At 44.4% G+C, this 22,205-nt stretch carries 19 protein-coding genes; 8 read left to right on the forward strand and 11 right to left on the reverse strand.

The genetic code is table 11. The features are described 5' to 3' along the window. Positions 1-131 precede the first annotated feature (131 nt). The gene (locus HUO09_RS02550; protein ID WP_188232875.1) at positions 132-545 is read left to right on the forward strand and encodes a MarR family winged helix-turn-helix transcriptional regulator; all 414 of its coding nucleotides are present in this window, start codon (positions 132-134) and stop codon (positions 543-545) included. A 59-nt stretch (positions 546-604) separates the two neighbouring features. After that, positions 605-1,432 carry an alpha/beta fold hydrolase gene (locus HUO09_RS02555; protein ID WP_223159275.1) on the forward strand — a complete coding sequence of 276 codons (828 nt, stop codon included), beginning with the start codon at positions 605-607 and terminating at the stop codon, positions 1,430-1,432. Positions 1,433-1,586: 154 nt separating this feature from the next. On the opposite strand, the gene HUO09_RS02560 is transcribed toward HUO09_RS02555, so the two are convergent. From HUO09_RS02560 to HUO09_RS02590, 7 genes are all read right to left on the reverse strand, one after another. Then, entirely contained in the window at positions 1,587-3,467 is a 1,881-nt protein-coding gene (locus HUO09_RS02560) for a methyl-accepting chemotaxis protein (protein WP_188232876.1), read from the reverse strand. A gap of 243 nt (positions 3,468-3,710) precedes the next feature. Next, positions 3,711-4,325 (reverse strand): LysE family translocator, encoded by a 615-nt coding sequence (locus HUO09_RS02565; RefSeq protein ID WP_188232877.1) that lies wholly within the window; start codon positions 4,323-4,325, stop codon positions 3,711-3,713. 22 nt (positions 4,326-4,347) lie between these two features. After that, entirely contained in the window at positions 4,348-5,184 is an 837-nt protein-coding gene (locus tag HUO09_RS02570) for an AraC family transcriptional regulator (RefSeq protein ID WP_223159276.1), read from the reverse strand. 101 nt (positions 5,185-5,285) lie between these two features. Then, a complete protein-coding gene (locus HUO09_RS02575; RefSeq protein ID WP_102942637.1) occupies positions 5,286-5,603 on the reverse strand; it encodes an AzlD family protein in 318 nt (105 codons plus the stop codon). Further along, complete coding sequence (locus HUO09_RS02580) at positions 5,593-6,315, reverse strand: AzlC family ABC transporter permease (RefSeq protein WP_188232878.1); 723 nt, start codon at positions 6,313-6,315, stop codon at positions 5,593-5,595. Before HUO09_RS02580 ends, HUO09_RS02575 begins: the two co-directional genes overlap by 11 nt. A gap of 145 nt (positions 6,316-6,460) precedes the next feature. After that, a complete protein-coding gene (locus HUO09_RS02585; RefSeq protein ID WP_188232879.1) occupies positions 6,461-7,078 on the reverse strand; it encodes a response regulator transcription factor in 618 nt (205 codons plus the stop codon). 22 nt (positions 7,079-7,100) lie between these two features. Then, a complete protein-coding gene (locus HUO09_RS02590; protein WP_188233180.1) occupies positions 7,101-8,888 on the reverse strand; it encodes a PhnD/SsuA/transferrin family substrate-binding protein in 1,788 nt (595 codons plus the stop codon). 176 nt (positions 8,889-9,064) lie between these two features. On the opposite strand from HUO09_RS02590, the gene dsrO reads away from it, so the two are divergent. From dsrO to HUO09_RS02615, 5 genes are all read left to right on the forward strand, one after another. After that, complete coding sequence (gene dsrO, locus HUO09_RS02595) at positions 9,065-9,832, forward strand: sulfate reduction electron transfer complex DsrMKJOP subunit DsrO (RefSeq protein WP_188232880.1); 768 nt, start codon at positions 9,065-9,067, stop codon at positions 9,830-9,832. Then, positions 9,829-10,923 carry an NrfD/PsrC family molybdoenzyme membrane anchor subunit gene (gene nrfD, locus HUO09_RS02600; protein WP_188232881.1) on the forward strand — a complete coding sequence of 365 codons (1,095 nt, stop codon included), beginning with the start codon at positions 9,829-9,831 and terminating at the stop codon, positions 10,921-10,923. The genes dsrO and nrfD overlap by 4 nt, the downstream gene beginning before the upstream one ends. A gap of 16 nt (positions 10,924-10,939) precedes the next feature. Further along, positions 10,940-14,032 carry a tetrathionate reductase subunit A gene (locus HUO09_RS02605; protein ID WP_188232882.1) on the forward strand — a complete coding sequence of 1,031 codons (3,093 nt, stop codon included), beginning with the start codon at positions 10,940-10,942 and terminating at the stop codon, positions 14,030-14,032. Positions 14,033-14,215: 183 nt separating this feature from the next. Then, entirely contained in the window at positions 14,216-14,794 is a 579-nt protein-coding gene (locus tag HUO09_RS02610; protein WP_223159302.1) for a c-type cytochrome, read from the forward strand. Positions 14,795-14,803: 9 nt separating this feature from the next. Then, the gene (locus tag HUO09_RS02615; RefSeq protein ID WP_188232884.1) at positions 14,804-15,856 is read left to right on the forward strand and encodes a c-type cytochrome; all 1,053 of its coding nucleotides are present in this window, start codon (positions 14,804-14,806) and stop codon (positions 15,854-15,856) included. A 96-nt stretch (positions 15,857-15,952) separates the two neighbouring features. On the opposite strand, the gene ahpF is transcribed toward HUO09_RS02615, so the two are convergent. From ahpF to HUO09_RS02635, 4 genes are all read right to left on the reverse strand, one after another. Next, positions 15,953-17,521, reverse strand: a complete 1,569-nt coding sequence (gene ahpF, locus HUO09_RS02620) for an alkyl hydroperoxide reductase subunit F (RefSeq protein ID WP_188232885.1) — start codon at positions 17,519-17,521, stop codon at positions 15,953-15,955. A gap of 198 nt (positions 17,522-17,719) precedes the next feature. Further along, positions 17,720-18,277: an alkyl hydroperoxide reductase subunit C gene (gene ahpC / locus HUO09_RS02625; RefSeq protein ID WP_188232886.1), complete on the reverse strand. Its 558-nt coding sequence runs from the start codon at positions 18,275-18,277 to the stop codon at positions 17,720-17,722. 255 nt (positions 18,278-18,532) lie between these two features. Beyond that, positions 18,533-20,044 (reverse strand): glycerol kinase GlpK, encoded by a 1,512-nt coding sequence (glpK, locus tag HUO09_RS02630; protein WP_167410559.1) that lies wholly within the window; start codon positions 20,042-20,044, stop codon positions 18,533-18,535. Positions 20,045-20,088: 44 nt separating this feature from the next. After that, positions 20,089-20,949 carry an MIP/aquaporin family protein gene (locus HUO09_RS02635; protein WP_167410558.1) on the reverse strand — a complete coding sequence of 287 codons (861 nt, stop codon included), beginning with the start codon at positions 20,947-20,949 and terminating at the stop codon, positions 20,089-20,091. A 327-nt stretch (positions 20,950-21,276) separates the two neighbouring features. Here HUO09_RS02635 and HUO09_RS02640 point away from each other — a divergent pair, with 327 nt between their 5' ends. Next, a complete protein-coding gene (locus HUO09_RS02640) occupies positions 21,277-22,038 on the forward strand; it encodes a DeoR/GlpR family transcriptional regulator (protein ID WP_167410557.1) in 762 nt (253 codons plus the stop codon). The last annotated feature ends 167 nt before the right edge of the window (positions 22,039-22,205 follow it).

Genomic DNA, 22,205 nt, shown 5'->3' on the forward strand with positions numbered 1-22,205 from the left:
TTTACAATCAACCTGTGAGTGGTTTAAACATTAAAATCCCATGTTGTTATATCAATAGATTGAAATAAATCTTGCAAAATGTTTGAGTAATCAAGTATTGTGCAACAATTAAATCAACAAGAGGATCAAACGTGGATAACATTTCAATTATCACACAACAGGCATTTATAGGTTCACTGTTAAGTAAAAAATTGGACTTATCCCTTAGTGTTCATGGGGTTAGCTTCACGGAATTTACAATCATGTATCATTTGCATTCAGCTTTTGAAAGCAAACTGAGTCGTGTGCATTTGGCTGAAAAAATAGGACTGACAGCTTCTGGTGTAACAAGAGTATTGCTACCCATGGAGAAAAATCATTTAGTTTTCAAGGAGAGTAATCCCAGAGATGCGCGCCAAAGTTTAGTGGTTTTGACGGATGTTGGTCATGAAGTGCTAACAGATGCCCTAGTTACTGTTAAACATACCGCTGACTCCATATTTTCTTTATTGGATCAAGAAGAGCTGTCTACGCTGCAAGCCATCATCAATAAGCTGAAGCTCTAGTGTTTCAGCTTAGTTTGAAAGATTTAAATAACAGCAGGTTATTTAAATAGGAGCATGTGATGAAAAAGATTAATCACAGACAAAAACTCATTGAGAAAATAGGACATTCTGTCGTTCAGAAGGCGTTGATCTGTGATTCGATAAGGACAACCTATTTAACTATTGGAGACGGTTTTCCCGTTGTATTACTGCATGGAGCAGGTGCCGGAGCGGTCACTTGGTATCCGTCAATGGATGCCATTGCTAAAAATTTTCGTATTCTAGTGCCAGACATTGTGGGGTATGGAGAGTCGGATAAGCCAGACGCACTTTATGACCGAGCTTATTTTTCGGGTTGGTTGAAAGCATTTTTATCGGAGTTAGGAGAGGAAAAAGTACACCTTGTCGGATTAAGTCAAGGAGGTGCTATTGCTATTCAGTTTGCATTAGACAATCCAGATATGGTGGATAAGTTAGTACTTGTTAACTCGGGAGGATTGGGCGCACGGCCTTCGTTTTGGCCAATGATAGGAATGATTTGGATGAACAGTTTTCCGTCTTTGCTTGCAAGTCGTTTTAATTCTCAATATTTATTAACTCGTCCAGAGAATAGAGAACCGAGTCATATTCACTATTCTATTGAAGTACTGAAAAAGCCCGGTGGTAAAAAGGCTTTTGCTCAAGGCAAAGGGGCAGCTGTATCAGCAATAGATATGAATTTACTTGCTCAAATAACTCATCAAACCCTCGTTATAGTGGGGGAAAATGATAGATTGTTTTCTAGCGAATATGGAGAAAGGGCTAGCCAGATAATACCGAATGCGGAGCTTATTCGGATACAAGACGCTGGGCATTTGCCTTTAATGGATCAGCAGAGGTTTTTAATCAAGCCTTATGTGCATTTTTAGAACGTTAGTCTATGAATGCTGAGGATGTTGATTCTTCTCATTCAAAAGGACTAGATGACCAATGTCAGGCCATACAGTTTTTCTAAAGTACACTTTTCTAGGTATTGAAAACACTCCTCTTCCCAAGAACTTAGAAAGAGGAGCGAGTATTTAACTAGACTTTGAAGTATTCCAGTTCGTTTGTTTGAGCTTCAGCTAGCTGAGCAAGTTCGGTAGAAGCTTGCAGAGTTTGATGAATAGCGGAAACATTTCGGTTCACTAAATCAAATGTATGGGTAATGGACTGAGAAATTTCCTCAGTTACGGCAAACTGCTGCTGGGATGCTGTGGCCACCAAAGTGTTGATATCAGAAATCGACTGCGAAGCTGATGCTATTTCTTCAAATGCTGCTTTGATTTGATCTGCCAGAGCGACAGAATCTTCTATTAAATCAACATTTTCCATCATGTTTTTGTTGGCTTTATCTGACTGGCCGCGCAATCTTTCTATGATTTTTTGAATGCTGACCGTTGATTCTTGAGTGCGTGTTGCAAGAACCCTGACTTCATCTGCAACAACTGAGAAACCACGGCCTTGTTCACCAGCACGTGCAGCTTCAATTGCCGCATTGAGGGCGAGCAAGTTAGTCTGTTCAGAAATATTATTGATAACTTCGGTAACACTACCGATTTCCAACACCAACTGACTGAGTTCACTAACAATGCTTGCTGTGTTGGTCACCGATTGGCTGATCTTATCGGTCAAGACGATGTTTTGTTCGAGCGTTTGTTTACCGTTTATTACGCTGTCTTGGGTTTTTCTCGCTTCATCTTCTGCCATGACGGCTTTGTTGCTCACTTCTTGAGACGTAGAAGACAGCTCGTTGATCGCAGTAGAAACTTGTTCCATTTGTTGTAATTCATCTTGAGCGTTCTTTTGCGTTTCATTCATCACAACGTTCAGTTCTTGCGCTGAAGAGGATACATTTTCTGAAATGCTAAGCGAGTTTTTGATCAATGAAGAAAGCTGAGCTGAAAGGTTCACAAGAGAAAGGTATATACCCGTTTCTTTACCTGTTTGAGTAAAGTTGTGAGATAGATTACCTGTCGCCATTTCTTTCATCAGTGCTGCAATTTCATCCGGTGCACCACCTACAGGTCTTAGAACTAACTTATTGATGATAAACATTAATACTGCGCTAGCCAAAATAATAGAGATTAAACCCGTAATAGCTGCGTAAATAAGTTGGTCGTTCGCGCCTTGTTCGATTTCACTGTTAGGTGTGAAGGTAACAAAGTTCCAGCCACTGATTTCTAGATGGGTCCAAAAAGCGGTAAAATCAGTATCCTTTCCTCTCACAACAGCTGTGTAGCTTAGCTCAGGATTTGAATCATTAAACTCTTTATATCTTGGTCGCTCATCAAAGATATTTTTGCCAATAAGCTCAGGATAAGGTGAATGTAAAATTGATCCGTCATGAGCATAGAGGAACATGTCTTTTTTATCTGCAAAGGTGCCTAATACCGCGCTTGCTTTGACATTAGCTGTAATTGCTGTGTCATTATTTAGCTTGTAAATAACCGCAATAACTAGGTGTCCTGTGGCCGCAGATTTAAATGGTTCAGAGACGTAAAACTCTTTGCCTTGATTAAACACAGCATTGTAGTAAGAGCGGTTCATCTCTTTAGCATTGAAAGGTAATTTTTCACCTTCAGAGCTGAACAAACTACCATCACTGGTCAAAATCGCAACGGATTCACTGACATCTTGTTGAACTCGCTGCAAGGTTCTTAGTTGTCGGATTACATGAGAGGCTAAAGTGCCGCCTTCAGTATCACCTTCAAATGTACTCAGTGCGGCAAGCTCACTGCGATAACTTTCGAACTTGGCGTTTAGAGTGGCTTCAATAGTTGCGTTGTGTTCTCGCAACAAATCTTTATGCTGGTGAATGCTTTCATTTCTAAAAGCTCGGTAATCTAACGCTGCTATTAGTATTACAATAGCGGCAATGAGCAGACTCAGTGCGCCGATGGTCTGTAGTTTGAATCTATTCATGATCCCCTCATATGGCAATTCGCAATCTTTAAATATATACACTATGAATGAATAATCTATTTGTGCCGACTATATATTTTTTATCCCTAATTCGGTAGGCAAAGTTTATAGAGTTTTCCTAAAACATATTTTGGGTCAATTTCAGTCCCCAACTCTATATGAAATAAGGGTCTTATTGTGTGTATATTGAGTTTAGTTGGTAATCATGATGATGAGAAATTCATATGAGTGAATAAGATTCGGTTAATAATTCGACGCTAGTAGCGCACGATAAACATGCTCGTAACCAATACTTATAGCAACAAAAATAAGTAAAGCAGACATCAGAAAATTGAACGTTTTGAAATACATTGGGTTTTCAATGCGTTTCCCCATCACCATGCCAGCCAAGGAATAACTGCTCGGCGCGCCAAAGGCGAGAAGGGCTAAACCTGCAGACCAAACGACGATCGCACTGCCACTAATACCCGCTGCCGGAAACTGAATGGTTGAAATTGGCATAGTGGCAACCAGTGCTTTAGGGTTAAGCAGTTGCATAAATAACCCGTTATTAAAATTCAATACAGACACGTTTGCTTTATTGTCTGAGATATTGATATTTGCACGAAAGACTTTCCACGCAATATAAACAATGTAAATACAACCAATTAGACTGATGTATGGCAGTAGGGAAGGATTAATAAATTTAAGCCCAAGGAAACCGAGAAATATAAACAGAATCAACATGGCACACCCCACGCCAGCGAAAAAGCCAATATGTTCACGAGTTTTACCATTTAATCCACTGTGCAGACCTAATAGGTTAATTGGCCCAGGGGTGTACATTACACCAATGGCATAAGCGAGAATTTCTAACATTGAAAGCTCCAAATGTATGGAATTAAGAACAGAGTTGTAGCTGGTATTGTTTAGGCGTCATGCCAAACGTTCTTTTGAAATGACGATTGAGATGACTGTTATCCGCAAAGCCAGACAACTGGGCAACGTGGCTTGAAGGTAAGCCTGTCTCCAAATATTTACGCGCAGCATTAATTCGGCAGTTCAGCACGTATTGATGAGGGGTAATACCGAACTGACGATGAAATAAGCGAATAAAATGATATTTCGACATAGCCGCGGCTTGAGCAACGTCATCAATGGAAATATCTTGGTCAATATGATCGATGATGAAATCTTTTGCTCTGGTTAACAGGCTATCTTTTTTCGACAAAGGTGTATGGAAATCATGATTGAGTTTTCCAGCTTTGCGTACTAAAGAATGCGCAATATGAAATAGCCCGCTTTCAAACTCGATAGTCGAGTGGTTTGAATCACTGACGAGTTGGTGCATAGCCAGAATTTGGTGTCTTAGCACGGGGTCATTCAGTAACGGTTTCTCAACTCTTAAAGAGGCATCTTTGCTATAACCCAGAGCCTGAAAAAGCGGCTTCAATTCATTGGGATGAATATAGAGCATGACATATTCAAGGCTTTCACTAACGCCGGAATGACCGTCGTGCACATCCTCAGGGTTGAAGAGCAGTACTCCGCCTGCTGGGCTTTTATGGAAAGCGTTTTGGCAGAAAAAATCTTGGCGACCTTTCAGAGTAACGCCAAGGGAATACTCCTCATGCGCATGTTTGGTATAAGAAAAATCGCTCATAGTCGCTTCTAGTGTGGTGACTAGTTGCTTTTGACTACTGCTGAACTGAAAGCGATTTTCTTGTTTGGCACTCAAAACGATTCCCTTAACGTGTGATTCCTATAGTTCCCAGTATAGTTACTCGCTGAATCGAAAACTTGAACAAAATTGCTCATTATTGCTCTTGGACATCAAACTTAATAAATATCCATTTGTCTTGTTACCGCTGCCATGGCAATGCCTAAGGCAATGGCGGTTAACGGTCTTTTAGTTGTTAAAGCGAATATCGCTGTCATCGCAAGTGCGAGTTTTGCTCCCATATCACCTTGGATAAACAGCGGCGCAATAATCGCAACTAACACTGAGCCAGACATTGCCGCAATGAACTGTTGTACTTTGTGATTAATTGGCACAAAACTCATGACAAACACACCGCCCCAGCGAGTGACGAGAGTGACCAGTGCCATGATAAGAATGATTAGTAGAGTGCCAGAACCTGCGGTATCAATGCTCATGTGTTTCTTCCTTCAGAATAATACCCAGTAAACCACCGACTAAAGCGCCAGCAAAAACATGACTGTTTTCTGGTAGATATAAATAAGCTAAAACTGACGCCACGGCAGCGCCACCCCAAATGATCATGGTGCGTTGATCTTTCTTACCTTCCAGAACCATGGTGAGCAAAAAGCACGACATCACCATATCGAGACCAAAGGCTTTTGGGTCGCTGATAGAACTACCGAAATAGAGGCCTAGCCAAGTGCCTGCGATCCAGAAAACCCACATGGTTAACCCGCCACCAAGTAATATGCCCAACGCTTTGCCATATTCTCTGCGATTAAACGCCTGCAAAGACATCGCCCAGTTGGAATCGGATGCCACCATCATCACGCCGTAACGCTTTAACGGATGGAGATGTTTTAACCAAGGGTAAAGAGAGGCACCCATCAACAGATGTCTGGCGTTGATAGCAAAAACAGTGACGACCAGCGGGAGAATAGGCACTTCAGTACCCCATAAATCCAAACTACCAAACTGAGACGCTCCAGCAAAAACCGCTGCACTCATCAATACAGTAGAAACGTTGTCTAAACCCGTTTGTGAAGCAGCCAATCCGAAAGCGGCACCAAAGATAGCAACAAAGAGTGAGATAGGTAAGAATTTTCGAACACCAGCATAGAAGTGGTGGGCTGAAAACCTGAGATCGTTTAAATCCGTTTCCGACAAAAGAAGTCCCTTATGTTATCAAGAAGGCAATTATGCTTATGATTTCTTATGTTGAGGTTATAAGGAACTTTTTCAATCCATTAACAAAATAAAAACAACCGAGTGTGTTGAACGGGGAACTAGACGAAGTCGCTGGATACGTGAATTACTCTTTAATACTGTTTGTCAGCTTTCCATAGATATAGGCGAGTTCCGCAACAGTATGAGCTGAGAATTTCTTTAACAGGCTTGCTCTGTGTACTTCAACGGTGCGCATTGCAATGCAAAGTTCGTCAGCAATACGGATGTTGCGTTTGCCTGAAATAATCAGTCTGAGTATGTCTTTTTCACGCTTGGTCAGCGAGTCGTAACAAGCCTTGGCATCAACCCAGTCGAGTTTGGCCGCAGATTGGACTTGTCCATCAATAATGGCTTGTACCAATTCATCACCTTTTACCGGCTTTTGAAAAAAGTGAATTGCGCCTTCTTGCAAAGCGTCGACAGCCATTGGGATGTCACCATGGCCTGTGAGGTAAATGATCGCCAAAGGACTGTTGGCTTCATTAAGTATTTGATGAACCTGCTGACCTCGAAGTTGTGGCATACGGCTGTCCAATATCACACAGCCCGGCTTGGTTATGTCGACAGAATCCAGAAACAGTTGGCCGTCTGCAAATGTAGTCACTTTAAAATCGTGTTCTTCAAGCATAAAGGCGAGTGAATCGCGAACGGACTCGTCATCGTCGACGACATAAACAGGAAGTTGTGTATTGATGTGGTTCATAAGTGATATTCCTGATGATCCATTAAAAATAGGGCAGCGAAAGCGTGACCACACAGCCGTGAGGTTCTATAGACTCCAACAGAATCTGACCATGGTGGGTTTCCATAACATCTCGGCATATGGCTAACCCTAAGCCAAGTCCATTATCTTTGGTTGTAAAGAAGGTGTCGTTTACTTCATTTCCCGCTAACCCAGTGCCATTGTCTATGATCTTAACCAGCAGGCTGTCCTGATGGTATTCAGTCTCTACAGTAATGGTTGCTTGATAGTCTTCAGTTTTATGGCGTTGTTGGAAGCTGATACAGGCATCAATGGCGTTATTTAACAAGTTCACGAACACTTGCTGCATGCCCACGGAATCAATGTCAGCGGCAATGACGTCACCTTCCGTTTGGCGTACCAGCAAAACCGAGTGTTTCTGTAAGCGGTAATGCATTAACTCTAGGGTGTCGGTTATCAGATCTTCTACATTGTTCGGTTGCTTTTCGATGCTGCGTTTCTTAATGAGATTGCGTAGACGATGAATAATGGCATCCGCTCTATCCACCTCTTTTTGAATTTTATGAAAGACCGGCACGATATCTTCATTCGGTCTTTGTTTAGAAAGTCTCAATAAGCCACCTTCACTGTAATTTCGTATTGCAGCGAGAGGTTGGTTGATTTCATGTGCAAGGCTGCTTCCCAGCTCATCGACAATGGCTACGCGCTGAGAGTGTTCAAGCTGCTCACTTTTTTCTTTGAGTCGAGATTGTGTCTGTTCCAGAGCTTGCTTACTTTTGCTGAAACGGTATTCAAGCCAAAAGTGATAAGCGTTCAAAACGATGACAAATACAAATACTGCCCATGCCCATTCCTGATGAAACCGCAGCCAACGAAAAGCTTCTTTCCACCAGGGTTCTTGAAATGGGTGAAGGTCTAATGCCTGATAAAGTTTATCAATGGACAAAAGGCTGGCGGGAGATGTCCAGCCAGAGGCTCCGGCAGTGATGGCCGCTTGGCTGTCTGATGGCATTGCCAGTAAGGCGCGAGTGACCTGTTTTGCCAGTTGAGAAGATGCACGTTCCGTTTTTGCAAACGACCAGTTTGGATAAAGGCGAGTCGATACCTGACAAGGAAAATCATTGGGTGTCTGCGCGTTAATTACTCGATAAGCGTTGGCTTCCAATAATCCTTCTTGTTGCATGGTTTCGAGTAGGCACACTGGAACTATTGCTGCGTCGACAATCTTGTCTCGCAGTTGGTAGAGATTGGCGTCGATCGGAAAGCCCAGAAAACGAACATTGGCGAAGAAGTCATTCGGGTTGATTCCCATTTCTAACACTTGATAGCGCAGCGTCAGATAACCCCCGAACGCGCGTTCTGAAACCGCAGCCATCGGTTTTCCCGCCAACTCTTCGATTTTGAAATACGGAGCGTCTTTTTGTACTACCACAGCTGAGCCAATGGTGTGATTAAAGTGACCGGTTAGACCGCTGTTGAGGGTGGCTAACCACGACAGTTCAAACTGTCTGCCCAAACGTACCGCTTGGCCGGGATTGGTCAGGATGAAATCCATGCTCTGATTCTGAACGGCGGTTGCCATACTTTCTAAGTCCAGAGGATGGAGTATAAAGTCGCTATCAGGAATTTGTTGGCTCAGCCAATCCATAGTGGGTTGCCAACGCTGCTGTGCGTACAAATTGCCTCGTATGGCTAACACACCAATATCAACAGAGTGTTTCTCTGTTGATTGCCCAAAGCTGAACGCAGAAAACAGCAGAGAGATACTTGCCAATAGCAGAGCTGCAATGTGCTGTATACCCGTTCTCATCATCGCCTGAATTGTCCGTTTGAAATCCTTATATGGCTAAGAATAACAGCATCTTACTGCTAGCTACATTTGTTTTAGATCAACTTTGATCTGGGTATGTGGAAATCCACTATATCGGCAAGCGGGGGCTTTTCTGACAATAAACTCAGACCCCTTATAAATTTAGCAGGTGAGTGATGGATACGAGCAAAAGACGTTTCATGAGTGCCGTTACTGCTGGCGCTGCTTTGATTCCAATCACGGGTGTTGGAACTGCAACAGCAAGTACCGTGATACGAAATAACCAGTCGCCAGACAGAAAAGGACAAACCGGTAAGCGTTACGCCATGGTGATTGATTTGCGTAAGTGTGTTGGTTGTCAGGCGTGTACGGTTGGTTGCAGTGTGGAAAACCAGATGCCGATTGGTCAGTTCAGAACCACAGTCAAACAATACGAAGTGACTCTGGACGATGGCTCACCTTCAACGCAAAACGTAAAAGCTTTCACCTTGCCTCGTTTGTGTAACCACTGCGACAACCCTCCTTGTGTTGCGGTTTGTCCGGTACAAGCCACCTTTCAGCGTGACGATGGCATTGTGATGGTCGATAACAGCCGTTGTGTTGCCTGCGCTTACTGCGTTCAGGCTTGTCCTTATGATGCACGCGTCATCAACCATGACACTTTGACCGCCGATAAATGCACCTTCTGTGCTCATCGTCTTGAAAAAGGGCTGTTGCCTGCTTGCGTGGAAACCTGTGTAGGTGGCGCAAGGGTGATTGGCGACATCAATGACCCGAACAGTCACGTCAGTCAGTTAATCGCAGAGCATGGTGATGATCTCAAGGTTCTAAAGCCGAATGAAAATACCCGTCCACATGTGTTCTACATCGGCATGAACGAAAGGTTTGTTCATCCATTGCAAGGGCAATCTGTGATTTTTGAACCGCAAGGAGAATCAGTATGAACATTGCCGAAGTTCTCGTTCAACCTCAGGCTGTTGCTTGGCTGCCATGGGCCGTTCAGTATTTCTTCTACATTGGTTCGGCTTATGCAGCAGCGATACTGTTTGTGATTGCGTTAAAGTTTGATCAACAAAGTAGCCATCGTCTGCGTGCAGCGTTGGTGCTTACTATGGCGATTGGCGCTGTAGTTGGCCCGCTTGCACTGACTGGCGATCTTCATCAGCCGGGTAGAGCATGGCATTTCTACCTATATTTCACACCATGGTCATGGATGTCGTTAGGTTCTCTATTGTTACCCGTGTTTTCTGGCTTGGCGTTAATCACGGCTTGGTTGTATTTGCGTAATGACTTGATGAAATTAAGTGATAGCCAAGGAAAAGTGTTCAAATGGATTTCCAAACTGACGCTGGGTCAATGGCAGATCTCTCATAAACACATGCTGGCAGTGTCTCTGTTAACGGCTCTTTCTGGCTTAACCATTGCGGTGTATACCGGCGCAGAGATCATGGCAGTACATTCGCGCCCTTTGTGGAATCAGCCTGCGTCGCCATTGTTTTGGTTTGTGTCCGCTTTCTTAGGTGCTGTAGGTTTTACCCTGTTTGTCTGGCTGCTTTTCCCAAACAAAAGTAAACAAGAGTCACTGACGTCCTTCGACCTTAACCTGTTGAAAAAAACAGTCTCTTTGAGCAGCGTTCTTTCCTTAGTTCTTGTGCCGATTTGGGCGTCGAATAATCAGACGTTTTCGCTATACCTCAGCAATGAGTGGGTGCATCAACTGGCGATGATTTCAGTTTTGATGCTACTCAGCGTTATCTGGGGAATGTTTTGTCTGCGTGAGCATTACAGCAAGACAGGTTTGCTAGTGATGGCGTTGTTGGCACTTGGCGCTGCATGGGTTGTACGTTGGGTCACCATGATGCAGGTTCAGACCATTGCCAAATACGATATGGGACCGATTCCGTATCAGATTCCATTAGGCTCGGATGGCTTATTGGGCATTGTAGGGATGTTCGGTCTATGGCTGGCTCTTGCTCTGCTTGCCAGCGAGTTAGTTTCATCTAGTGCCCCACGACTCACATCTACTCATCAATAATTAGAGGAACAGTTCTATGGACAATAAACGTCGTCAGTTTTTGAAGTCTGGCCTCGCCGTTGGTGGTGTAGGTGCGTTTGCAGCAGGTTATGCGACCACAACGAAGCATATGGTAGAAGGCGCGGTTGAAGGTAAAGCTGGCAGCCCAACTAAGGATATTCATCATGGTAACTCACTTGAAGCTGAATACACGGTCAACGCAAAGGGGAATTTGATTCCCAATCCAAATCAGCGAGTAGCGCCTTCAATGTGTTTTGGTTGTTGGACGTTGTGCGGTTTGCGGGTACGTATCGATAATAAAACTGATGAGATTTTACGTATCAGTGGCAATCCGTATCACCCGTTGTCGCACCAAAATGCGATTCCATTTGAGACACCGGTTAAAGACGCATATTTGAGTTTGGCTGGTGAAGCTGGCTTGGAAGGACGCTCTACAGCATGTGCTCGTGGCAATGGTATGTTGGAGATTCGAAATAGCCCATATCGTATTACTCAGCCATTAAAACGAGTGGGTAAACGCGGCGAAGGACGTTGGATTCCTATCAGCTACGAACAACTTCTGGAAGAGATTATCGAAGGTGGTGACCTTTTCGGTGAAGGGCATGTGGATGGTTTACGAGCGATACGTGATGTAAAAACACCGCTCGATCCGGACAATCCCGAATACGGTCCTAAAGCCAACCAGTTGCTGGTTACTAATGCCTCGAATGAAGGGCGTGACGATATCATCAAGCGCTTTGCCTTTAACAGTTTCGGCACTCGCAACTTTGGCCATCATGGTTCGTACTGTGGTTACGCGTTTCGTGCCGGCAGTGGTGCTCTGCTTAATGATTTAGACAAATATGCCCATTTAAAACCTGACTTTGATAACGCGGAATATGTGATTTTTATTGGAATGTCGCCTGCTCAGGCGGGTAATCCGTTTAAACGTCAGGCGCGCCAGTTAGCGCAGGCCAGAACCAGTGGCAAGTTGGAATACACCATAGTGACGCCGAGCTTGCCTGCCGGTTCATCCAGTCTTGCCGCCGCAGACAGAAATAACTGGCTACCTATCAATCCGGGCAGCGACTCAGCTTTAGTGCTGGGAATGATTCAGTGGATCATTGAAAATCAACGTTACAACCATAGCTTTCTCGCCCAACCGGGTGTTGAGGCAATGAAAAAGGCGGGTAACGCTCATTGGTGCAACGCGACTCACTTAGTCATCAGTGACGAAACGCATACAAGAAACGGCAGCTTTCTTCGCGCTTCGGATATGGGTTTACCGTTTACGGGTGAGCCTCGTTCAGACACTGACCCTTATGTGGTTGTTAACGCAACAAGTGGTGAGTTCGCTTTACATACTCAGAGTGACGCAGCGGCTTTGTTTGTTGAAACAGAGGTCAAGCTGGGTAGCGAATTGGTTAAGGTGAAGTCCTCTTTACAACGTTTAAAAGAAGAGGCGTTCAAATATGATTTAGACTTTTACAGCCAACAATGCGGGATTGCTAAAGAAGACATTATTGCTCTTGCTAAGCGTTTTACCAGCTATGGCACTAAAGCGGTTGTCGATACGCACGGTGGTAACATGCATAGCAATGGTTTCTACAACTCGTTTACCATTTTGATGCTTAATGCGCTGGTGGGGAATATTAATCTCAAAGGCGGAGCAATGGCTAAAGCAGGTGGTTATCCGACTTCAGCTAATGGTCCTCGTTATGACTTCACTAAATTTGAAGGTAAAGTGGGGCCAAAAGGGATTTTCCTTTCTCGCAGTAAATTCCCGTATCAGAAAACCAGTGAGTACAAGCGACGGGTAGCGGCAGGTGAATCACCGTACCCTACGCGGGCACCATGGTACCCAATATCCGCTCCGCTTTTAACAGAACATTTATCCGCAGCTGTGGATGGCTACCCTTATCGCATAAAAGCGTGGATCAATCATATAGCGAACCCACTTTATGGTGTGCCGGGGCTAAAAACGTTATTGGAAGATAAGCTCAAAGATCCAAAACAGTTAGGTCTGATTGTGTCTGTGGATGCCTTCATCAACGAAACCACATCGCTGTCTGACTATCTGGTTCCAGATACCGTGACGTATGAAAGCTGGGGGATGGCTGGTCCATGGCACGGTGTGCCAGTAAAAGCGGTCACAGCACGTTGGCCGATTGTTGAGCCTCACACCGAAAAAACAGCGGATGGTCGTCCAATCTGTCTGGAAAACTTCTTGATCGATGTAGCGAAGAAAATGCAGTTGGGCGGCTTTGGTGAAAACGCCGTTAAGGATGCTCAAGGGCAGTGGCATGCCATTCATAGCGCCGAAGATTTTTACTTACGTTCGGCGGCCAACTTAGCTTATGTCAAAGGTGGCGTGCCTGATGTTTCTGCGGAAGACATTGCTTGGTCTGGATTGGAAAGACTACTACCAGCGATGCAGAAAGTGTTAACGCCTGAAGAGATGAAGAGAGTCGCGTTTATTTTTGCTCGTGGAGGAAGATTTGAGAACGCAACGGAAGCCTATAAAGGCGAAGAGATGAAGTATAAGTGGAATCATCCGGTGGCGATTTGGAATGAAAAGGTAGGTACTTCTCGTAATACCATGACCGGCGAACTGTACACTGGCTGCCCGAGCTGGCATCCGCAGAAACTGAGTGACGGTACGCCAATGGAGGATAAATACCCTAAGAGCGAATGGCCAATGTCACTCACCAATTTTAAATCCAACATTCACAGCGCGGTTTCGAACTTGTCACCACGTCTACATTCGATAAAAGGAACCAATCCGGTCTATATCCATCCGAAGGATGCACAAGATGCGGGTATTGAAACTGGAGACCTTTTTGTTGTGGAAACGCCGAGTGCTCAAATTAAGGCGACAGCTATGGTGCTTGATGGTATTCAACCGGGGACATTAGGTTTCGAGCACGGCTTTGGTCATACCGAATTAGGCGAACGCGCTCACTGGATTGGCGACAAACAACAGCCTGTGAAAATGAAGACCAGTGATGGTGTCAACATCAACGATATTGGCATGATTGACCCAACCCGTGAAGGCAAAGGCGTATTGCTCGACTGGGTGGTGGGTGCTGCTGCACGTCAATCACTGCCAGCTCGGATATATAAAGCATAAGACAAAGCACTTAGTGACTTGCAACACCGCTTTTCGTCGTAGTGATAGAGGCGGTGTTTTCTGTCGTTATGTGGAAATCCACAATAGTCGAATTACTAATAATCCTGACAATAGTAGGAGTGATAATAGAAGTAGTAATAGTGAGTCAGCATGTCAAATTTACAACTATGGGCCGCTTTGCCCATGCTGGTTGCTTCAGCCAGTATTCAGGCGGTGGAAATGCCAGCCAAAGCTGGCGTCTGTACCAGTTGTCATGGGCAGGATGGGAAAGGCCAGCCAAATATTGCTCCGATGCTAGCAGGGTTAAATGCGGAATATCTGGATAGTCAAATTCAGCTGTTCTTATCCGGTGAACGTAAAGATCCCCTAATGAGCCCTATGGCAAAAGAGCTGAGTGATCCTCAAATTCGCAAAGAAGTAACCGAGTACTATGCGTCATTGCCTAGCTATGAGTTTACCAATCTCGAGCAGCGCGGTTCTCAAGCCGATATCAGCACCCCTTATCGAAAACTGGTTTATCAGGGGGACTGGGACAGAAATATACCCGCGTGCGCCACTTGTCATGCAGCCAGTGGGATGGGCGTGGGCCAATTTCCTCGCTTAGCAAGTCAACATGCTTATTATCTGAAAAAGCAACTTCACGATTGGAAGAAGGGTTCCCGTAGTGGAGACCCACTCAATATGATGTCTACCATTGCCCAAAAGCTAACAGACGATGAAATAGAAAACTTGTCGTTCTACTTTGCGTCATTTCGATACTAGGAGTTTGCTATGAAAGTCATTTATTCATTGTTGGCGTTCAGCATGCTTTCTGTATCGGCAAAAGCAAATACTGAGTTGCCTGACCGTCAGGCTGAATTACCTGCAGCAAAGAAAAACAGCCAAGCCGAATATCTTGTACCAAGAGATTTAACCACTATCACCAACGATGAATTTGGAGAGAAGGTTAAACTCGGTTACTCATTGTTCGTTAATTCACAGCAGATGCGTGGAAAGTACGTTGGCAATGACCAGAACTGTGTGAACTGTCATATGGAAGCGGGTCGCAAGGCTAACTCAGCACCTTTGTGGGCTGCGTATATGGCTTATCCTGCATACCGTAAAAAGAATGATCGCGTAAACAGCTACGCTGACCGAATTCAAGGGTGTTTTACTTATTCGATGAACGGAAAGCCGCCTGCTTATGATTCTCCGGAATTGGTTGCGTTGAGTGCTTATGCTTATTGGTTAGCCATGGGCGGTTTGATGGATCAGCATGGTCTGGAAAATGAACCTGTGCCAGCTTTAGACGATAAGCAGTTGCAAATCGGTGGTAAGGCCGAGTCGTTTCCCATGCCAGAAGTTATCGCTCAGGCTCTTCCGGTTGATAAACGTGGCAGTTTAGTAGGGCGAGGTTATCCAAAGATCGCAAATCCTGAACTGGAACCTTCACTTGAGCGTGGAACGCAGGTTTATGCAGACAATTGCGCCGCTTGTCATATGAAAGATGGGCAAGGTGTCTCGGATAGCGAGGGGCACTCCTATATTCCGCCTTTGTGGGGCAAAAATGCATATAACTGGGGCGCGGGCATGCACCGTATTAATACTGCGGCTTACTTCATTTATGAAAACATGCCATTGGGTAAAAGCGTTCAGTTAACTGTACAAGAAGCTTGGGATGTCGCTGCCTTCGTGAACAGCCATGAACGCCCACAAGACCCAAGATTTAAGGGCAACCTTGAGGCGAATGCTAAAAAATATCACAACCACCAAGGCTACTACGGTAAGTCAGTAAATGGTCATGTGCTAGGTAGCGATGCTTTTCCTTCTGCGGTTGTGAAGTAATAAATACAGCACTCGTCATTGCTGCTGTTAAAGCCTAAAAAAAGGGCTCTACTGAAGTAGAGCCCTTTGTCGTTAACAGGAGATAAAATGTATGATTTAAGCTTGTTTGCGAATTAGGTAATCAAACGCACCTAGACTCGCTTTTGCACCTTCACCCATAGCAATAATGATTTGCTTGTAAGGTACGGTTGTAGCGTCACCAGCAGCGAAGACACCTTCCATGCTAGTTTCGCCGCGGCTGCCTACTTCGATTTCACCACGAGCAGACAACTCGACATCAGAATCCTTTAACCATTCAGTGTTTGGTACAAGGCCGATTTGTACAAAGATACCTGATAGCTCAATTTCTTTGATTTCATCTGTATTGCGGTCTTTGTATTTCAAGCTTGTAACACGCTTTCCGTCACCGACTACTTCAGTCGTTTGAGCCATTGTGATGATTTCAACGTTTGGCAGAGAGTTTGCCTTGTTGATCAACACTTGATCAGCACGTAGCGTGTCAGCGAACTCAAGAACAGTCACATGTTCAACGATACCTGCTAGGTCAATTGCCGCTTCGATACCTGAATTACCACCACCGATTACCGCTGTTTTCTTGCCTTTGAATAGTGGGCCGTCACAGTGTGGGCAGTAAGCAACACCTTTGTTACGGTATTCCTGTTCTCCCGGTACGTTCATCTCTCTCCAGCGTGCTCCCGGACTTAAGATGAGACTCTTACTCTTAAGGGTTGCACCGCTTTCAAGGCTGACATGGATGTAACCATCTTCTGTGTATTGAGCGCCCATTAGCTTGTCGGCTTGTTGCTCAGTAATGATGTCCACACCGTATTCTTTTAGGTGTTCACCTAAATCGTGCGCCAGTTTTGGACCTTCAGTATGTTTAACCGAAATGAAGTTTTCGATTGCCATGGTATCCATTACTTGGCCGCCCAAGCGCTTAGCTACAACGCCAGTGCGAATGCCTTTACGAGCAGCGTATACCGCAGCCGCGCTACCACCAGGGCCACCACCGATAACAAGAACATCGTATGGTTCTTTTTCGTTTAGGCTTGCTGCTGCTTTGTCTGCTGAGCCGTCATCAATTTTGTTCAGGATTTCAGTCAGAGACATACGGCCTTGACCGAACAGTTCGCCATTTACGAATACGCTTGGTACCGCCATGATGTCGCGAGACTTCACTTCATCTTGGAACAGTGCGCCGTCGATCATTGTTGTACGAATGTCTGGGTTGATAGAAGACATCATGTTGAACGCTTGAACGACGTCTGGACAGTTTTGGCAAGACAGCGAGATAAAGATCTCTACATCGAGCTTTTTGTCCAATTTAGCGATTTGTTCAATCGTTTCTGCTTCTAGCTTAATTGGATGACCACCTGAATGAAGTAGTGCCAATACTAGAGAGGTAAACTCGTGTCCCATTGGAAGACCAGCAAAACGTAGCTGAGTGCCTTTTTTAGGGTTTGTTACTGTCATTACTGGACGGCGAGCGCTTGCTGCGTCATCGCGAGTCACAGTGACTAAATCGCTTAGCTCTGCAATTTCGTTCGCTAGTGATTGGATATCATTGGATGCCTTGCTTTCATCTAGGCTGACCACTAACTGAACTTCTTCTTTAAGGTTGCTAAGATATTGTTTTAATTGTTGTTTAATCGCCTGATCTAACATTTTTGTTATACCTGTTCGTAATTCTATTAAAGAGAGCGGTCACTCTGGATAAATTCAATTATTTTATTTTGCTGAGGGGGAGAGCCAGTCAAGCTCGTAGGTCGTTAGGTACATTGCCTGACCAGCTCTCTAATTCAGCAACCTTCCTATTTGAAGCCGCCGAACAGCTACAAATGGATTAGGTTTTAAGCTTTATGCTTAGATTTTGCCTACTAGGTCTAGAGAAGGCGCTAGCGTTTCTTCGCCTTCTTTCCATTTAGCTGGACATACTTCACCTGGGTGAGAAGCAACGTATTGTGCAGCTTTGATTTTACGTAGTAGGTCTTCTGCGTCACGACCGATGCCTTCAGCTGTTACTTCAACTGCTTGGATAACACCTTCTGGGTCGATTACGAAAGTAGCGCGGTCTGCTAGACCTTGACCTTCACGCATAACACCGAAGTTGTTTGTGATGTTGCCAGTTTGGTCGCCTAACATGTAGTAGTTGATTTTGCCGATTGTGTCTGAGCTATCGTGCCATGCTTTGTGAGTGAAGTGAGTGTCAGTTGATACTGAGAACACTTCTACGCCACGAGATTGAAGCTCTTCGTAGTGGTCAGCTAGGTCACCTAGCTCAGTTGGACATACGAATGTGAAGTCTGCTGGGTAGAAGAAGAATACAGCCCATTTGCCTAGTACGTCTTTCTCAGAAATGTCTACGAATTTGCCGTCTTTGAATGCCGTTGCGTTAAATGGTTTGATAGTAGTGTTAATCATTTTTTTACCTTCCTAAAAGTTTTTTGGTTTGGCAATTTCTGTCTCTTGCCTTCGAGATGTATATTCACATGAAGAGGTGATTAAGAAAAATTGCTTGTTCTTATTGAATTGATTGGTAAAAGCTATTGGTTACTAAAAGGTGTTGGTTAGTAAAAGCTATTGGTAGGTATTGCAGACTTTGTTCGGTGAAACAAAAAGGGACGCTAAGCGTCCCTTTACTTTTTGATCAAGTGCCAACCTGACGTTGTAAGCGTGTTATTCGTCAGCAACGTGAGAAACAGCTAACACGCCCCGTACTGCTCGTTTCCAGCCGTTGTAACGTTGAGCTCGTTTTGCTTCATCTTGTGCTGGTTCAAAGACTCGGTCGATTTCAGCTTTATCAGCCACTTCATCTAAAGAGCCCCAGTAACCGACAGCAAGTCCCGCTAAGTATGCCGCGCCGAGAGCCGTCACTTCTGTAACCTTAGGACGTTGCACATCGGTATTGAGAATGTCTGATTGGAACTGCATGAGGAAGTTGTTCGCTACCGCACCACCATCAACACGCAGGGTCGCCAGTTTGATACCCGAATCCGCTTGCATTGCATCAATTACGTCACGGCTTTGATAGGCAATACTTTCCAATGTTGCGCGAATGATGTGGTTGATACCTGTGCCGCGACTCATACCTACGATAGTACCGCGAGCATACGCATCCCAGTATGGAGCGCCAAGACCTGTAAAGGCTGGAACCACATAAACACCATTTGAAGAGTCCACTTTGGTTGCAAAATATTCAGAATCTTTTGCATCAGTGATGAGTTTCATTTCATCACGAAGCCATTGAATAGCTGCGCCGCCAATAAACACTGAACCCTCTAGTGCGTAAGAGACTTTACCTTCAGGGTCACAAGCTAGCGTTGTTAACAAGCCGTTTTTCGACGTCACTTTCTCTTTACCAGTGTTCATTAACAAGAAACAGCCAGTACCATAGGTGTTCTTAGCTTGACCCGGTTGAACACACATTTGACCAAATAGCGCGGCTTGTTGGTCACCAGCAATGCCTGCGATTGGAATACGAGTACCGCCTTTACCACCGATGTTAGTTTCGCCATAGACTTCAGAGGATGCTTTCACTTCTGGCATCATTGATAGCGGAATATCCAGCTCTTTAAGGATTTTTTCATCCCATTGAAGAGTATTGATATTAAACAACAGGGTACGAGAAGCATTGGTATAGTCAGTGACATGGACACGACCTTGAGTCATTTTCCATACCAGCCAAGTATCAACCGTACCAAACAGCAATTTGCCTTCTTGTGCAAGTTCGCGTGCGCCAGCAACGTTCTCAAGCACCCATTTCACTTTTGTGCCAGAGAAATATGGGTCAAGCAGCAAACCTGTGTTTTCACGTACATACTCTTCAAAGCCGTCAATCTTCTTCAGCTCTGCACAGATATCAGCAGTGCGGCGACATTGCCACACAATCGCATTGTAGACAGGTTCGCCGGTTTCTTTGTTCCAAACAATGGTGGTTTCACGTTGGTTAGTAATACCAATCGCAGCTACTTGGTCTGAGCGAATGCCTTTTTGGCCTAATGCTTCAACCAATGTAGAGCTTTGTGTCGCGTAAATTTCTAGGGGGTCGTGTTCCACCCAACCCGATTCAGGGTAGATTTGAGTAAACTCGCGTTGTGCAACACTCACTATGTTTGCGTCATGATCGAGCACTACCGCTCGTGAACTTGTCGTGCCTTGGTCAAGAGCAACAATATATTTATTATTCATAGGTAGGGATCCTTTCACTTTATTGGATTTATTCTTTTTATTGCTCAAACCTGAGCTTCTGAATCTTCTGTAATTTCACATTCTTCGCATTGATTTGGAATAGTACAACCTGTCCCGACTGTCGGTACGTACGCACCAATAAATTTAGGATAAGCCCAACCACCAAAACAAGCACCAGCAACGGTTGCTACTATCGGAATGATAAAGTAGGGAATATCTTTAGCCCCACTAAGCGCGTAATCCCATCCTGCTAGGTATGCAAATAATTTTGGACCAAAGTCACGAGCAGGATTCATCGCAAAGCCAGTTAGTGGACCTAACGAACCACCAATAGTCGCAACTACAATACCAATCAGAAGTGGGTTTAGCGGACCGCGTGCAGCACCGTTATTTTCATCACCTAACGCCAAAATTGCGAACATCAGTACCGCTGTAATGGCAAATTCTACAGCAAATGCACCAGAAAAAGATAAAGCAGGGTTAGGGTATGTTGAAAAAATGCCAGCGGTAGCAAGTGCTTCTGGTGTATTACGAGCGATACCGTTTGTCACTTCCCACGCAGTAAATAAATTGCTGTAAAGTCCATAAACAATTGCAGCAGCACAAAATGCTCCGGCAACTTGAGAAGCTATATAAGGTATAACTTTAGATTTTTCGAAGCCATGAAAAGCGGCAAGCGCTATGGTCACGGCGGGATTAATGTGTGCGCCTGAGACACCCGCAGTGCAGTAGACAGCAATGGCAACTGCAAGGCCCCAAACGATAGAGATTTCCCATTGCCCAAACTGAGCATTGGTCAATACGAGTGCGGCTACACATCCGACACCAAAAAATATGAGCAAACCCGTACCTATGAACTCGGCAATACACTCACCAATGAGAGTATGTTGTTTTTTATTAGCCATAATATATTTCCTTGGACGTTGATTTGGCATTATCCCGTACAGATAATGTGGGCATTATGTTAATCAAAAGGATTCGCATGAAACTATATGGCGCTCTCAAAATGAGCAAACGAACAATTAAATGTTCATTTTATGTTCGCAATTGTTAAGCAATGCACAGTTTTGTATCAAATTAGTTCAATAAGGCAAAGTGGTGATAAAGAGCAAAGTTGTACAGATCAGCGAAGATTAAGTGACTTATTCAGCAGTGTATTTATCTATATATTTCAAATGTGAACATGAAGAAGTACACTGCTAGTTATTGGAAACAGTCAATCAGGATCTACTTTGAAAGCCATTAAACGTCATCAAGAAATCATCGAGTTAGTGAAAGCTCAGGGATATGTCAGCACCGAAGATCTTGTTGAGCGATTCAATGTTAGCCCTCAAACTATTCGAAGAGATCTCAATGAGCTTGCCGACCTTAACCAAATCAAACGAAACCATGGTGGCGCGACCATAGTCACCAGTTCTGAAAACTCTTCTTACCAAACGCGCAAAGTCTCTCATCAACAAGAAAAACAACGTATTGCATTGAAGCTGGCTCAACATATTCCAGATGGCGCGACCTTGTTTATTGATATCGGTACCACGCCAGAAGCCGTTGCAAGAGCGTTACTACAAAACCATCAGAACTTACGCATTGTGACCAACAATATTAATGTTGCGTCACTACTTATGACCAAGCCGGATTTCAAAGTGATACTGGCTGGTGGTGAAGTTCGCAACCGAGATGGCGGTGTGACTGGCGAGGCGACCATGGATTTTATTTCTCAGTTTCGCCTCGACTTCGGTATTTTGGGGATCAGTGGCATTGATTTCGATGGTTCGCTCTTAGACTTTGATTATCATGAAGTTAGAGTTAAAAAAGCCATCATCGAGAATAGCCGTAGTGTCTATTTAGGCGTTGACCATACTAAGTTTGGGCGCAATGCCATGGTAAAACTGGGTGGAATCGAGGAGGTTGATCTGGTGATTACCGATCAAATGCCGCCTGAGAGCATCTGTGCCATTATCCGCGAGCATGAGATTCAGCTCGATATTGTTTGATAATGTTCGTTTTAAAAACCAGTCATCGTTTTGACTGGTTTTTTTAGCTCTTTTTTATGTCATTCTTATGAAATGCACTCTATTTTTTATCATTTATCCCCATCCATTAGCTAAAATAAACATAATTTGTGCTCGAACGAACATTTTTAGTTAAATTTTCGCACATT

The organism is Vibrio sp. Y2-5, assembly GCF_014596725.1.
In the GTDB taxonomy this organism is placed as follows: domain Bacteria; phylum Pseudomonadota; class Gammaproteobacteria; order Enterobacterales; family Vibrionaceae; genus Vibrio.

Bases quoted from the DNA above. Each gene is read 5' to 3' on its own strand.
- HUO09_RS02610 (WP_223159302.1), top strand. From the start codon at position 14,216: ATGCTGGTTGCTTCAGCCAGTATTCAGGCGGTGGAAATGCCAGCCAAA.
- dsrO (WP_188232880.1), top strand. From the start codon at position 9,065: ATGGATACGAGCAAAAGACGTTTCATGAGTGCCGTTACTGCTGGCGCT.
- HUO09_RS02560 (WP_188232876.1), bottom strand. From the start codon at position 3,467: ATGAATAGATTCAAACTACAGACCATCGGCGCACTGAGTCTGCTCATT.
- HUO09_RS02585 (WP_188232879.1), bottom strand. From the start codon at position 7,078: ATGAACCACATCAATACACAACTTCCTGTTTATGTCGTCGACGATGAC.
- ahpC (WP_188232886.1), bottom strand. From the start codon at position 18,277: ATGATTAACACTACTATCAAACCATTTAACGCAACGGCATTCAAAGAC.
- HUO09_RS02635 (WP_167410558.1), bottom strand. From the start codon at position 20,949: ATGGCTAATAAAAAACAACATACTCTCATTGGTGAGTGTATTGCCGAG.
- nrfD (WP_188232881.1), top strand. From the start codon at position 9,829: ATGAACATTGCCGAAGTTCTCGTTCAACCTCAGGCTGTTGCTTGGCTG.
- HUO09_RS02575 (WP_102942637.1), bottom strand. From the start codon at position 5,603: ATGAGCATTGATACCGCAGGTTCTGGCACTCTACTAATCATTCTTATC.
- HUO09_RS02565 (WP_188232877.1), bottom strand. From the start codon at position 4,325: ATGTTAGAAATTCTCGCTTATGCCATTGGTGTAATGTACACCCCTGGG.
- HUO09_RS02555 (WP_223159275.1), top strand. From the start codon at position 605: ATGAAAAAGATTAATCACAGACAAAAACTCATTGAGAAAATAGGACAT.
- HUO09_RS02590 (WP_188233180.1), bottom strand. From the start codon at position 8,888: ATGAGAACGGGTATACAGCACATTGCAGCTCTGCTATTGGCAAGTATC.
- HUO09_RS02615 (WP_188232884.1), top strand. From the start codon at position 14,804: ATGAAAGTCATTTATTCATTGTTGGCGTTCAGCATGCTTTCTGTATCG.
- HUO09_RS02605 (WP_188232882.1), top strand. From the start codon at position 10,940: ATGGACAATAAACGTCGTCAGTTTTTGAAGTCTGGCCTCGCCGTTGGT.
- ahpF (WP_188232885.1), bottom strand. From the start codon at position 17,521: ATGTTAGATCAGGCGATTAAACAACAATTAAAACAATATCTTAGCAAC.
- glpK (WP_167410559.1), bottom strand. From the start codon at position 20,044: ATGAATAATAAATATATTGTTGCTCTTGACCAAGGCACGACAAGTTCA.